This window comes from Vibrio chanodichtyis (genome assembly GCF_028863985.1).
Lineage (GTDB): Bacteria > Pseudomonadota > Gammaproteobacteria > Enterobacterales > Vibrionaceae > Vibrio > Vibrio chanodichtyis.
The window spans coordinates 370591-384976 of the sequence record NZ_JARBFT010000001.1; the positions used below are offsets into that span (position 1 = coordinate 370591).

12 protein-coding genes and 1 riboswitch are annotated in these 14386 nt (G+C 46.4%); of the genes, 5 read left to right on the top strand and 7 right to left on the bottom strand.

Annotated elements, in window-relative coordinates:
• Positions 1–178: 178 nt before the first annotated feature.
• The 3 genes from infA to aat all read right to left on the bottom strand — a co-directional run bounded on the left by infA (position 179) and on the right by aat (position 1917).
• Entirely contained in the window at positions 179–397 is a 219-nt protein-coding gene (gene infA, locus PUN32_RS01555) for a translation initiation factor IF-1 (protein WP_166014837.1), read from the bottom strand.
• Positions 398–480: 83 nt separating this feature from the next.
• Positions 481–1182, bottom strand: a complete 702-nt coding sequence (locus tag PUN32_RS01560) for an arginyltransferase (protein WP_274721450.1) — start codon at positions 1180–1182, stop codon at positions 481–483.
• Positions 1183–1185: 3 nt separating this feature from the next.
• On the bottom strand, positions 1186–1917 hold the full coding sequence (gene aat / locus PUN32_RS01565; protein WP_274721451.1) for a leucyl/phenylalanyl-tRNA--protein transferase: 732 nt from the start codon (positions 1915–1917) through the stop codon (positions 1186–1188).
• A 336-nt stretch (positions 1918–2253) separates the two neighbouring features.
• On the opposite strand from aat, the gene aroA reads away from it, so the two are divergent.
• Complete coding sequence (aroA, locus tag PUN32_RS01570) at positions 2254–3540, top strand: 3-phosphoshikimate 1-carboxyvinyltransferase (protein WP_274721452.1); 1287 nt, start codon at positions 2254–2256, stop codon at positions 3538–3540.
• A gap of 57 nt (positions 3541–3597) precedes the next feature.
• Here aroA and PUN32_RS01575 read toward each other — a convergent pair whose 3' ends face one another.
• Positions 3598–3861: a YciN family protein gene (locus PUN32_RS01575; protein ID WP_274721453.1), complete on the bottom strand. Its 264-nt coding sequence runs from the start codon at positions 3859–3861 to the stop codon at positions 3598–3600.
• 414 nt (positions 3862–4275) lie between these two features.
• Between PUN32_RS01575 and topA the strand changes: the two genes are divergently transcribed.
• The 4 genes from topA (at position 4276) to PUN32_RS01595 (ending at position 11053) form a co-directional block, all read left to right on the top strand.
• Complete coding sequence (gene topA, locus PUN32_RS01580) at positions 4276–6903, top strand: type I DNA topoisomerase (RefSeq protein ID WP_274721454.1); 2628 nt, start codon at positions 4276–4278, stop codon at positions 6901–6903.
• Between the two features lie 505 nt (positions 6904–7408).
• Positions 7409–8626, top strand: coding sequence for a glucose-1-phosphate adenylyltransferase (glgC, locus tag PUN32_RS01585; RefSeq protein WP_274721455.1), 1218 nt, complete (start codon positions 7409–7411; stop codon positions 8624–8626).
• Position 8627: 1 nt separating this feature from the next.
• The gene (gene glgA, locus PUN32_RS01590; RefSeq protein WP_274721456.1) at positions 8628–10082 is read left to right on the top strand and encodes a glycogen synthase GlgA; all 1455 of its coding nucleotides are present in this window, start codon (positions 8628–8630) and stop codon (positions 10080–10082) included.
• Positions 10083–10246: 164 nt separating this feature from the next.
• Positions 10247–11053: an alpha/beta fold hydrolase gene (locus PUN32_RS01595; RefSeq protein WP_274721457.1), complete on the top strand. Its 807-nt coding sequence runs from the start codon at positions 10247–10249 to the stop codon at positions 11051–11053.
• A gap of 153 nt (positions 11054–11206) precedes the next feature.
• On the opposite strand, the gene PUN32_RS01600 is transcribed toward PUN32_RS01595, so the two are convergent.
• The 3 genes from PUN32_RS01600 to elyC all read right to left on the bottom strand — a co-directional run bounded on the left by PUN32_RS01600 (position 11207) and on the right by elyC (position 14383).
• On the bottom strand, positions 11207–11794 hold the full coding sequence (locus PUN32_RS01600; protein WP_274721458.1) for a TfoX/Sxy family DNA transformation protein: 588 nt from the start codon (positions 11792–11794) through the stop codon (positions 11207–11209).
• A gap of 114 nt (positions 11795–11908) precedes the next feature.
• Positions 11909–11994: riboswitch (cyclic di-GMP riboswitch) on the bottom strand.
• A 158-nt stretch (positions 11995–12152) separates the two neighbouring features.
• Complete coding sequence (purR, locus tag PUN32_RS01605) at positions 12153–13163, bottom strand: HTH-type transcriptional repressor PurR (protein ID WP_166014846.1); 1011 nt, start codon at positions 13161–13163, stop codon at positions 12153–12155.
• Positions 13164–13567: 404 nt separating this feature from the next.
• Positions 13568–14383, bottom strand: coding sequence for an envelope biogenesis factor ElyC (gene elyC, locus PUN32_RS01610; protein ID WP_274721459.1), 816 nt, complete (start codon positions 14381–14383; stop codon positions 13568–13570).
• Positions 14384–14386: the final 3 nt, after the last annotated feature.

Consider the following 14386-nt stretch of genomic DNA (forward strand, 5'->3'; position numbering starts at 1 on the left):
GATAGTCAAAAAGGCGCGTTTTGCGCCTTTTTTCGTAATCAAGCGGATTGTTGAAGCGGGGTGAATCTGTTCAGTCAGAGTCGTTCAATAGGCTCAATTAATAATCCGTCGGTAGTTTCTCGCCACAACAAAAAGCGGAGCTTAAGCTCCGCTTTTTGTTGCGTTCGGAAATCAGTGATTAACGAGCACGGAAGACGATGCGACCTTTAGACAAATCGTAAGGAGTCATCTCTACAGTGACTTTGTCACCGGTCAAAATGCGGATATAGTTTTTGCGCATTTTGCCAGAGATGTGAGCGATCACAATGTGACCATTTTCAAGCTCTACACGGAACATTGTGTTAGGAAGAGTATCAAGGACAGTGCCTTGCATCTCAATTACGTCTTCTTTAGCCATTTAATCCTCTTTAGAAATTTGGCGATCTTTAACGGCGCAGGATTCTGCCATTAAACGTTCAATATGGGAAGTTGCGGCGTATTCTACCCTTGCCAACGTTGATTTACTAGCCTTTGATGCGGATTGAAACGGACTTTGTAGTTCATAGCCGGACATTCATCGATTTGATATCCCAAATAAAGCCACTGTTTTTCGGTCTGTTGGCAATAACTCAACTGACAAAGCACAGCTAAGGTGCCCAAAGAAAGCGGTACTTCTGGGTCATAGAAAGTGTAAAAGGCACTGGCGCTGTTGGGCAGCAGATCGGTTACCGCAATCGCCACCAACTTTTGGGCGGCGTAGAGATGCAAATATTGCGTATTAAGCCAAGTTGCCCCCGCAAACTGGGCAAATTCGTCTTTATTGGGTGGATACATTGAACCGTGGCGATGACGAGCGCAAATGTAGCGCTGGTAAAGATCATACCAATTGGGATCCAATTCCGGTTTCAGTTGCCAGTGCAAGGTTTGCTTAAGCTGTTTAAGCAAGCGGCGTTGACTTGTACTTGGCACAAAATCGGCCACCGCCACCCGCAGTGCTTGACAAGCGTGGCACTGATCGCAATGTGGTTTATAAATGGTCTCGCCACTGCGCCGAAAGCCATTGGCCAGTAAAATTTGATAATTCTCGGCTGATTGTATGGGGAGATCGATGGCCACCGCGACGCGTTCCATTTGATCTTTCAAATAGCTACAAGGATGGTTATTGGTTAAGCCAATCCGAATGGATTGCAGATCTAAGCTCATCGATTAATCCTTAACCGTACTCGGTAAGATGGGAGAGGCGAGCCACTGTGGGGTAAAGCAACCTGAGCAAAGCGGCTGATCTCTAACCTCAAGTAAGGTCTGAATAAACTGGTCACGGGTGAGGGTCGTCGCTCCTAGCGATTGCAAATGTGGATTCATCACTTGGCAATCAATCAGTTGTCCTTGGTGGCGTGAAAAATGGTCGCAAAAATACCACAGTGCAATTTTGGAAGCATTGCTCGCGAGGCTAAACATCGATTCGCCACAAAACAGTTGCCCAACGGCAATTCCATACAATCCGCCGACTAGTTGCTCACCTTGCCACACTTCAACCGAGTGGCAGTGACCTTGCTGTGCCAGCTCAGTATAGGCGGCACGCATCTGCGCATTCAGCCAGCGCTGATCGGCCGGACGAGTTAACGCGCACTGCTCGATCACTTGCGGCGTAGCTTGGTTGAGGCTAACTCGATATTGCAATTGGCGTTGATACTTCTGCACGCTTTTGGCTGGACGAAACTGGCTAGGGTTAAATACCGCTCGTGGTGCAGGGCTCCACCATAAAATAGGATCTTCAGGGCCGTACCAAGGAAAAATACCATTATGATAGGCAGCTAAAATTCGCTGCGGATTGAGATCTCCGCCAAACGCCAGCAGTCCGTTAGGATCTTCTAAAGCATCAAATGGAGACGGAAACCTCCAATCGTCCGCGCTTAATTCAGCGAGATAAATAGCCATTGTGTGGGTTTACCTTATCAGTGCTGGCAATAAATTGGCTGCACCAGTGCTCTGGAGCCAATCCGTAATGTGAACATGTGAGCTTATAACCAGCCGATCTTAATGATTTTTAAGGTATTTGCCAATCAGCTGGCTTGGTCATCACCACGTAACAGTATCTTATGCATAAAGGGAAATAAATATTCACACCGGATCAGATTAAGGCTAGCGCGGGCGCGGGAATTTGGTTAGTCTGCGGAGACGAAAAATTTTCGCGGCAACCCATAGCTACAGGACTTTCCATTACAGGATGGTCAGCTACAGGACTTTCAGCGACGCAAGGAAACACAACATCTAATGGAAAGCTTGACTCTACAACCAATACCTCTCATCTCTGGGGAAGTGAATCTTCCCGGCTCGAAAAGCGTGTCAAATCGCGCGCTATTACTGGCCGCATTAGCTTCTGGCACCACCCGTTTGACCAATTTGCTCGATAGCGATGATATTCGCCATATGCTTAATGCATTGACTCAACTAGGGGTGAATTATCGTCTTTCCGCTGATAAAACCACTTGTGAAGTTCAAGGTTTGGGTCAAGCCTTTACTTGCGCTCAGCCATTAGAACTGTTTCTAGGCAATGCAGGTACTGCGATGCGTCCTTTGGCTGCGGCGCTCTGTTTGGGACAAGGTCAATTTGTATTGACTGGTGAACCTCGCATGAAGGAGCGCCCGATTGGCCATTTGGTGGATGCGCTGCGTCAGGCTGGAGCACAAATTGAGTATTTGGAGCAGGAAAATTTCCCGCCACTGCGCATTCAGGGTACCGGTTTGCAAGCCGGTACGGTGTCGATCGATGGTTCCATCTCTAGCCAGTTTTTGACCGCATTTTTAATGGCCGCTCCGCTTGCGCAAGGCAAAGTCACTATCGACATTATGGGTGAGTTGGTGTCTAAGCCTTACATCGACATTACACTGCACATTATGGAGCAATTTGGGGTGCAGGTGATTAACCATGATTACCAACAATTTGTGATCCCCGCTGGGCAATCTTATGTTGCGCCCGGTGACTTTTTAGTGGAGGGGGATGCCTCTTCCGCCTCTTATTTCCTGGCTGCGGCAGCCATCAAAGGTGGTGAAGTCAAGGTAACGGGGATTGGTAAAAACAGCATTCAGGGTGACATTCAATTTGCCGATGCGTTAGAGCAAATGGGCGCGCAGATTGAGTGGGGCGAAGATTACGTGATGGCACGGCGTGGGCAGCTTAATGCGGTGGATCTTGATTTCAATCATATCCCGGATGCCGCGATGACCATTGCGACCACCGCACTGTTTGCTAAAGGTACCACGGCGATCCGCAATGTGTATAACTGGCGAGTCAAAGAGACCGATCGTCTAGCAGCGATGGCGACTGAGCTGCGTAAAGTCGGCGCACAGGTTGAAGAGGGGGACGATTTTATTGTGATCACGCCGCCGGCTAAGTTAACCCATGCGGCGATCGATACTTACGATGATCATCGAATGGCGATGTGCTTCTCACTGCTCGCCTTGAGTGATACACCGGTTACGATTAATGATCCTAAATGCACCTCTAAAACCTTCCCAGATTATTTTGAAAAATTGGCGCAATTAAGTCACAAGAGCTAGCGTTGCACTGATCTCGATATCATCGATGATGATCAAAGCCTCATAACGAGGCTTTGATCATTTTTGCTGGGTCAATTTTTGCAAGGTAAATTGTGGCGACAGTTGATGGGCGAGGTATTTGAACATATTAAATACCGCGGTGGTTTTCACGCTGGGCAGACCTTGGTCAGTGAGGAAATATTCGCCTTTAAACACTAACACGCCTTCTTTTTCCTCTACTTGCGTTGCACGCATTCCGTCAAGGTAATGTTCATGATTTTGAATTATGTGATTGGCGATCAGTAATAGGTCAAATTCGGTGATCGGTTGTTTATTGCTCATGGTGATAGTTCCTTACGCTTAAAAAGCGCCAGTATACTGGCATAAGGGCAAGGGTTAAAAGTAAAGTATTAAAGGCTAAGAATTAAAAGCTAAGGGATAAAAGTAAAGGGCTGATGGGGTATCGTCAGTCGAAAAAGACTGAGCTTGGACGACCAAAGTGTGAGTTATGGCATAGTTCGCGGTTTTTTTCGCGGTGTTAACCGCACAGGGGTCGCGGCACAGTGAGCTTCACTTTAGTATGGACGCGTTTTTGCGCGCGGAACAACATTTCGTCGATTTGTCGAGCAAATAAAAAGCTTTTAGAAAAAACCAGTTGATCTTCTGGTTATCTGGCTCGATAGTAAAAAAAGAATTACATTTTAGAACGTCATGCGATTTATATATCGCCCAATGATGAAGGACAATTGAGTCAATATGGGTAAATCACTCGTTATCGTCGAGTCACCAGCCAAGGCTAAAACTATTAATAAGTATCTTGGTAAAGACTTTATCGTAAAATCCAGTGTGGGGCACGTACGTGATCTGCCTACTGCTGGACAAACTACTACGACCGCGAAAGCGGCTAGCTCGACTAAAAAACTCTCAACCGCTGAGGATAAAGAGCAGCAAAAGCGTGACAAAGAACGCTCAGCGCTGATCAAAAAGATGGGGATTGATCCCTATCACGGATGGGATGCCAACTATCAAATTCTGCCCGGCAAAGAGAAAGTGGTCGCTGAGCTGCAAAAACTCGCCAAAGACGCAGACAGCGTTTACCTCGCAACCGACTTGGACCGCGAAGGAGAAGCCATCGCTTGGCACCTGCGTGAGATCATCGGTGGCGATGAGAAGCGATACAAACGGGTCGTGTTTAACGAAATCACCCAAAATGCGATTCAACAGGCGTTTAAACAGCCGGGCGAATTGAATATGGATGGAGTTAACGCTCAGCAAGCGCGTCGCTTTATGGACCGCGTGGTGGGCTTTATGGTCTCGCCGTTGCTGTGGAAAAAAGTGGCGAGAGGTCTTTCTGCCGGTCGGGTTCAATCCGTCGCGGTAAAGTTATTGGTTGAGCGAGAACGTGAAATTAAAGCGTTTGTGCCAGAAGAGTTTTGGGATATCAACGCTGATACTTTAACCGGTGAGCAGCAAGATTTCCGACTGCTGGTGGCACAAAAAGATAATCTCGCGTTTAAACCGATTAACCAAAGCGAAGCATTGGCTGCGGTGGCCACGCTTAGCCAAGCACAGTTTGAAGTGTGCAAGCGTGAAGACAAGCCAACCTCAAGCAAACCGAGCGCACCTTTTATTACCTCAACCTTGCAGCAAGCCGCGAGTACGCGCTTGGGCTATGGGGTGAAAAAAACCATGATGCTCGCTCAGCGCTTGTATGAAGCAGGCTACATCACTTATATGCGTACTGACTCTACCAATTTGAGTGCAGAAGCGGTCGCCAACCTGCGTGATTACATCACCCAACAGTATGGCGAAGCTTATTTACCAAGTCAGCCGAATGTGTATGGCAGCAAGCAAAATGCGCAAGAGGCACACGAAGCGATCCGTCCTTCGGATGTCACGGTGACTGCCGAGCATCTGCAAGGGATGGAAGCCGATGCCCATAAGCTATACGCTCTGATTTGGAATCAATTTGTGGCTTGTCAAATGACCCCTGCACAATACGATTCAACCACTGTGAGTGTGAAAGCGGCAGAATATACGCTTAAAGCCAAAGGGCGAATTCTAAAATTTGATGGTTGGACGCGTGTGCAGCGTCCACTTGGCAAGAACGAAGATCAGATTTTACCGGCGGTGAAAGTGGGTGAGCACCTGCAATTAGTCAGCCTCGATCCTAAACAGCACTTTACTAAGCCACCGGCACGTTTTACTGAAGCGGCATTGGTCAAAGAGCTTGAAAAGCGCGGCATTGGCCGTCCATCAACCTATGCTTCGATCATCTCCACCATTCAAGATCGTGGCTATGTCAAAGTTGAGCAGCGTCGTTTCTTCGCCGAGAAAATGGGCGAAATCGTGACCGATCGCTTAGACGAAAGCTTTGATGATTTGATGAACTACGATTTTACTGCGCGGATGGAAGAAAAACTCGACCAGATTGCCGAAGGTGATGTCAATTGGACCGCGGTATTGGATGAGTTTTTTGCTGATTTCAGTCGCGATTTAACCACGGCCGAGCAAGATGAAAATGTCGGTGGTATGAAACCGAATCATATTGTGATGACCAATATCTTGTGCCCGACCTGTGCGCGGCCAATGGGGATCCGAACTGCATCGACAGGGGTGTTTTTAGGTTGCTCAGGTTATGCATTACCGCCCAAAGAACGTTGTAAAACCACCATCAACTTGGGTGATGAAGAGGGTATTATCAATGTCTTAGAAGAAGATGTTGAAACGGCGGCACTGCGTGCCAAAAAACGTTGCCCAATTTGTGAAACCGCGATGGATGGCTATCTGATTGACGATAAGCGTAAGCTGCACGTTTGTGGTAACAACCCCAACTGTGAAGGTTTTATCGTTGAGCAAGGTGAGTTCAAAGTTAAAGGCTATGAAGGGCCAATGGTTGAGTGCGATAAGTGCAGCTCAGACATGGTGTTGAAAAATGGTCGTTTTGGTAAGTACATGGGTTGTACTAACGAAACGTGTAAAAATACGCGCAAGATTCTGAAAAATGGTGAAGTGGCACCACCAAAAGAAGATCCGGTGCATTTCCCTGAATTGCCATGTGCTAACTCGGATGCCTATTTTGTGCTACGTGATGGCGCATCTGGTCTATTTTTGGCCGCGAGCAATTTCCCGAAATCGCGTGAAACACGCGCTCCATTAGTCGAAGAGCTCAAACGTTTTGCTGAACGTTTACCCGAAAAGTATCAGTATCTAACCACGGCTCCAACTCATGATCCTGATGGTTTAGCTGCGGTCGTGCGTTTCTCCCGTAAAGAGAAAGAGCACTATGTGCGTACTGAAACGGATGGTAAACCCTCCGGTTGGTTGGCTGTCTACCAAGATGGTAAATGGTTGGTTACCGATAAGCGTAAAAATTCCAAATAGTTTTAAATTGTAAAAATTTAACAGATATTTTCTTTCTAATTACAAGGCAGCTTAGCTGCCTTGCTTCGTTTTTGATTCTCACCGCTAATTTACTTCGTTGTTGTTCACATTTCGTTAACCTTTTTGCAATTAACTTACGGGAGTGTGACTTAAGATTTAGTCTTACACGCAACGGCTCCTTACTATAAAAGACACGACTCAATTTGAGGTTATTTAACCTGTTATCGCGTTACTTTGCGCAACGCTTGGTCTCCCAAATGTGAAAGATTTTTCAATTTGATTTTTATCGTTGCTATTGCTCATTTTTAGTACGCAAATGATTAAAAATTGATTGGTATTCGGCGATAAATTCGATAACTTATAATCAACCGATTGCATTGTTGTTCAATATCTTGATAGTTGTACTGATTAACTGACAGTTGGTTAGCATGGAGCTCCGCACCATCCCCCCAAAGTAAAGATTATTTTGTGGTGCGGTAAATAATATAAAAATGGAGAATGGCATATGGCTGGAGTATTAGGCATGATTTTGGCGGGCGGTGAAGGGTCACGGTTGAAACCGTTGACAGAAACCCGTACCAAACCGGCAGTTCCTTTTGGTGGTAGCTATCGCTTAATTGACTTTGCATTAAACAATTTTGTAAATGCGGATTTAATGCGGATTTATGTATTAACTCAGTTTAAATCGCAATCTCTTTACATTCATATGAAAAAAGGCTGGAACCTCTCTGGGATCACCGATCGTTTTATCGATATTATTCCTGCGCAGATGCGTGATGGTAAACGTTGGTACGAAGGAACGGCGGATGCGATTTATCAGAACTTACGTTTTGTGGAAATTGTGTCACCGGATCAAGTTTGTATTTTTGGCTCAGACCATATCTACAAAATGGATATTCGCCAAATGCTCGATTTTCATCGTCGGATGGGGGCTGAGCTGACGGTCTCCGCACTGCGCATGCCAATCAGCCAAGCATCTCAGTTTGGCGTGATTGAAGTTGATCAAAATGGCAAAATGATCGGCTTTGAGGAAAAACCTAGCCAGCCGAAATCGATCCCAGGCGAGCCTGAGTGGGCATTGGTTTCAATGGGCAACTACATCTTTGAAGCGGATACCTTAAGTAAAGAATTGCGTGATGATGCCGAGGATCCCCATTCGAGTCATGATTTTGGTAAAGATATCATCCCTAAAATGTTCCCGTGTGGACAAGTGTACGTGTACGATTTTACCACCAACAAAATTAAAGGGGAGAAAGGGTCGGCCTATTGGCGTGATGTGGGTACCATTGAGTCTTATTGGTCAGCGCATATGGATCTGCTCGACAAAGATCCCTCTTTCTCTTTGTATAACCGTCATTGGCCATTGCATACTTATTATCCACCACTACCGCCTGTCACCTTGGTGGATGTCAACGAGAAGAAAAATAAAGTAACCGACAGCTTGCTTTCGGGAGGTTGCTATATCCAAGGTGCGACGATTTACAAATCGGTACTCGGCTTTCGCTGTAATATAGCCGCTGGCTCTTTGATTAGTGAATCGGTGATCTTGGGTGATGTAAAAATTGGCGCGGGATGTATGATTAAGCGCGCGATTATCGATAAGAATGTCGAAATTGCCCCCGGAACCATTATTGGTGAAGATTTGGAATTGGATAGAAAACGCTTCCACGTTTCCGATGAGGGGATAGTGGTGATTGAAAAAGGCAGTAAGGTAGGATTTTAGAATGGAACAGCTCAACGTTTGGTTTACCGTTTCAGAAGTACAGGGGCTGGTAAAAAGTGGTGGCTTGGCCGATGTCGCGAAAGCATTACCACAGGCGTTGAAAGCGTTACATCAGCAGGTGGCCATTGCGCTGCCTGCTTATCGCGCAGTGCCGGGCCGGGAAGATGCAGAGCTGGTGCTGGACACTGAGCTCACCCATTGGCCGCATACTCAATATCGAGTGCTGAAATGTGATGTGGAAGGTATCCCGGTCTATTTATTCGATTGTCCCGCTTATTTTGACCGCCCAGCGTTGTATGCGGAGAGTAATCAGGCGTACGCCGATAACGGTGAACGGTTTGGTTTTTTCTGTGCCGCGTGTTTGGATGTATTGCCTAAGTTAGGCATCCAGCCGGATATTATTCACGCTAATGATTGGCATACCGGCTTAGTTCCGTTCTTGCTGAAAACCCGTTATCGCTATGACCCCTTTTTTGAGCGGGTCAAAAGTGTGCTGACAATACACAATGCCATGTTCAAAGGGATTTTTTCTTATCATCAGTTGGAAATTATTCCTGAGTTAAATTTATCGGGAATGGAGTTTTTACAATATGGCTATGACCACGTCAGCATGCTGCGTGCCGGAATTGCCTTTGCGGATAAGATTAATGCGGTTAGCCCCAATTATGCCTCTGAGTTGTTAACTTCGCTGGGAGCGCATGGATTAGTGGATGATTTTGTACGCCGAGCGCGCGATTTACATGGCATAGTCAATGGTTGCGATTATCGTGAATGGAACCCTCGTAACGATCACTATCTACCGGTAACTTATAGTGAAGATCCTGATTCAATGCGCCAAGGTAAGGCTTTGTGTAAACAAGCCTTACAAGCTGAGCTGCATTTACCGGTGAGCGATGTGCCTCTATTTGGTATGGTGTGTCGACTTACCCACCAAAAGGGCTTTCACTACCTGTTACCCATTTTAGAGCCTTTTTTGCGTAACCGTGTCCAAGTGGTCATCGTTGGGACTGGCGAGCCAGAGGTTGCCGCTCGGCTGAGTAAGTTGGCGCATCAACATCGAGATCAATTGGCTTTTGTTGAAACTTATAGTGAACGTTTAGCGCACTGGGTTGAAGCTGGCTCTGATTTTTTCTTAATGCCTTCAGAGTTTGAGGCTTGTGGACTGAATCAGATCTACAGTATGGCTTATGGCACGCTGCCGATTGTACGAGAAGTCGGTGGGTTAAAAGATACGGTCAACGATTACGATAAATTCCCAGAGCAGGCGACTGGTTTTAGTTATCAAGAGCCGACAGCGGAAGCTTTGCTAATTACTATGCAGCGGGCATTGCTGTTTTATTTGCAGCAACCAGCAGAGATGAGCAAAGTGCAACAACGTGCGATGCTGCAAAACTTCAGTTGGCAAGTATCAGCTCAAGACTATATCAAGATGTATCAGTTAGCGCGATTTGGTTAACTGAAATTGGAAAACTCGCAAGGTACTACCTTCCAAGGCACTGTTTAGTGCCTTGATTTTTTAATGCTTTAGTTTTTTATGCTGAGACAACAGTTTCTTACAACTCGCCTGATGCCCAGCTCGCAGATTATGCTAGTCTTGGCCTGCATTATAAAGAGGTGCCAATGACGACGATTGCCGAAAAAGTGCTATTTCATAAAACGTATCACCATCCTACCAGTCATGAGTGGGTGGTTTTTGTGCATGGCGCAGGGGGCAGCTCTGCGATCTGGTTTAAGCAAATTAAAGCTTATCGTCAGCATTTCAATTTATTGTTGATTGACTTGCGTGGGCACGGAAAATCGAATCCCTTACTGAAAGGCTGGATTGCCAATCGTTACACTTTCAAAAGTGTGACACTGGATGTATTGCGCGTGCTTGATCACCTGAAAATTCAGTCGGCGCATTTTGTTGGTATGTCGCTCGGAACCATCATAGTGCGCAATCTGGCTGAGCTGGCCACTCATCGTGTTAACTCAATGGTGCTGGGTGGGGCAGTCACGCGGCTCAATACTCGTTCACAAGTGCTGGTTAAGCTTGGGCATTGGAGCAAACATATCATCCCTTACATGTGGTTATATCGACTGTTTGCTTACGTTGTGATGCCACAGCGTAGCCAAAAAGAGTCACGTCATCTATTTATTCGTGAAGCGCAAAAACTGTGTCAAAAAGAGTTTAAACGTTGGTTCACTTTAACCGCTGAAGTTAATCCTTTGATGCGTTATTTCCGTGACCGTGAATTGCCAATCCCCACCTTATATCTGATGGGTGAGAAAGATTACATGTTCATTCATCCGGTTAAAGAGATGGTGGCGCTGCACACACAAAGTGAGCTGTACGAGATCCCCAATTGTGGGCATGTGTGTAATGTTGAGCAGCCGGAGCTGTTCAATCAGCATTCAATCGAGTTTATTCAGCGTCAGATCCGTTAAGCGCGGCATTTAGCCCTAGCTGATCACGATAACGGCGGCCGGTATACCGATGAGTGATTGAGCAATAAAAAACCCGCGCCATGATTGGCGCGGGTTGGGTATTTATGTCGCGAACTCTGTGCTTGACGCGGTGAGTGTTATCATCACACTAATCTAGAGATGGCTTAACAGCTCATCACGGCGCTGCTGTGGGATCACCGACCAGTGTTTACCTTCAATTGCGCCTTCTAAGGCCCACAGCAACTCTAAGCTCACCTCGGCAGTATGAGTACGCTGAATGGCTTTATAGGCAGCGACAGAGCCGTTGGATTGGAGAGAGGCGACCGTTTCAATGCCGGCTTTCTTGAGCATTCTTTCGGTCGCTAAACGCAGGTTAGGCAGATCTTTTAAACGGTCAGGTTTGGTTTGGGCTTGCATTTTACGCTCTGCTTTGGCAACGCCAAGCGCGGTATGAGCTTCGGTTAAAATTGAGGCCGGATCACTCCAGCAATTGTCAGGCAGAGCGTAATACTTGGTCACGACAGGGAAGCCACGTTTTTTGTAAACGTATGGGGCATAACCTTGTTGTTTGAATTTTTCAATCGAGGCTTCATCGGCACGGATGTGCAGCGTATCGTTGACCACAAGTGCAAACATTGTATCGTCGACAAAAATACCAAAGCCACCAAACATTGAACGAGATTTCACACGTCCTAGCTGCTCAAAGAGCCGCATTGAATCTTTTAATACTGGTTTATCCATGCTGTTAGTCTCGGAGTATTGTTACCTACGCCACCAAATCAGGCCCGAGAAAATTAGCAAAAACATGCAGCCAAGGTGTCAATAATCAGTCAACAGCCTGTATGCATTTTTGCCATCGGCAACCCCGCTACCTACCAAGTTGTTGGTTTAGGCCGGAGGCTTTGCGTCCCACTCTTTCAAATGGTTTGCCCTGTGCGTGACATTCTTCCTGATAAAAATCAGTCATTCTTAGCGCATTCTCACAGTTTAATGTTTCAATTATGAGAATGCGCGGAACTAATCCTGCTCTTTCTATATGAGGTTTGTCAGATTTATGTGACAAGCTTTCAAATATAGATGGTGTGAATTTTCAAGTAAGTTAGGATTTTGTCAAGTCTTTTACGGTATCCCGTTCGACAATTTCAGGATGCATTTCAAAAATTCGCCGTTCATGCTCTTTATCTTTAATCCGTTCCAGTAAGATTTCGAACGCATTTTTACCTACGCGGCGTTTCGGTTGGTGCACCGTGGTTAATGGCGGCGAGAAATACTCGGCCAATTCAATATTGTCGTAGCCAATCACCGACATATCTTCTGGCACGCGGATCCCTTTTTGCTGTAAGCGACTGATGAGACCTAACGCCATCGTGTCATTAAAGCAAAATACAGCACTGGGGCGTTTATCCATCGCGATGATCTTATCGGCCGCTAGCACCGCAGTATCACACTCAAAGTTGCCTTCTAAAATCCAATCTTGATTGATGGGTAAATTGGCCTCTGCCATTGCGCGGCGAAAACCTTGAATACGCTCTTGGCAGGCCGCCTTGATGAAATGACCACTTAAGCAAGCAATGTCGCGGTGTCCGTGCTCAATCAGATACTTGGTCGCCAGATAGCCACCTTCTTCTGAGTTATCAATGATCTTATCCGCATTGGAAGTTTCAGGCCCCCAGTCCATGATCACTTTCGGAATGTCTTTATGCACATCCAGCATGGCTTGTAGTTCTTGGGTGAGATCAGAGCACATCACCAAAATACCATCGACCCGCTTTTCGGCGAGCATCCGAATGTAATCTCGCTGTTTTTCATAAATGCCGCCAGTGTTACATAGGATCAAGGTATAACCTTGGCGGTAACAGTAGCTTTCCACCCCATCGATCACTTCAGAGAAGAAGAGATTGGTCGATTGAGTCACTAACATGCCGATCGTGCGTGTGGTATTACACTTTAAACTGCGTGCCACAGCACTTGGTGCGTAGTTAAGTTGTTGCACCGCTTCCATCACTTTTTCTTGGGTGGTTTCTGCCACAAAGCGAGTTTTGTTGATCACGTGGGAAACGGTGGTGGTTGACACACCAGCAAGGCGCGCCACATCTTTTATCGTAGCCATAGAGTGTTCCTATCGATGACTGCTGATGTCAGCGAATGTTATTGGTGAATTAAATCAGCAGGTAAGGCGAGATTGAGCAAGCTATGATACTTGGAGTGCGAGTCACCACACATAACGTATCTTGGGCGTAACAATCATGATGCCTAAAGTAATAAAATACAAAAACCGCCGAAAAACAGCGGTTTACAATCATATTGGTTTTATCATTTGCGGGTGAATTTTAGACTGCGCCGCCAGCAACTGCAATCAAATTCATTCATCAAACGGTAACTTATTTCTGAATTGATAGGTCTAGCAGTGATAGCTTATTGACCTTGTACCTTAAATCAATCCGCAATCGCAACAGGATAGCGAATGTGCACTATCGCTGTTGCGAGTCGAACAGACTAAGGCATAACCGGTGGTTAATCGGCCAGCGTGACATTGACCGGTTTCGTTTCAGGTGCAGGACTGGCATCACCCACCACGCTATCGCGTAGCGTTTGCCACAGTAGCCCTAAGCTTTCGTACCAAAATAGCTCAGTTTGTTCAAGATAGCGTGATTTTGGAATGTACTTGTCCCAAGGCTGAATAATATTCAGATGACCTAAGTAATTGGTCGGTGCCGCAATCGGGGTTAGACCTGCTGATTGAAATTCGCGCATGGCGCGTTTCATGTGGCTGGCCGATGTTACTAATACCATACGCTTTTGCTGCACAAATGCCGCTGCTTGGCGCGCTTCTTCCCAGGTATCTTTGGCGGTTTCCAGCAAAATAATATCGGATTTGGGTACGCCAAGCGCGAGGGCGACTCGCGCCATCATCCGCGCGTGGCTGACTTCACTGCCGCCGGCATAGCCGGAGAGAATTAATTTGGAACCTGGGTACATGCGGTAAATACGAATACCTTCACTTAAGCGCATTAATGCCGCGCGAGTGAGTTCCGAGGTCGGTGGTATATCATCATCCACAACATGACCATTGCCGAGCACCATTATGTAATCGAGCGAGCCTTCGACCGGTAAAAAGGCGGTGTAAGCGCGCTCAAGTGGCATTAATAAACGAGTGGCAACCGGTTGAAAGGAGACCAGAAACAATCCAGAGAGTGAGAATAAAACCACCAGACAGCCAGTTTTGCGTTTGGCAGTGAACATGATCAGCATCAAGCCGAGAAAACCAAGGATCAGCAGCGCTGGCAATGGCATCAACAGCGAAGAAAAAATTTTTTTCAGCTCAAACATAGT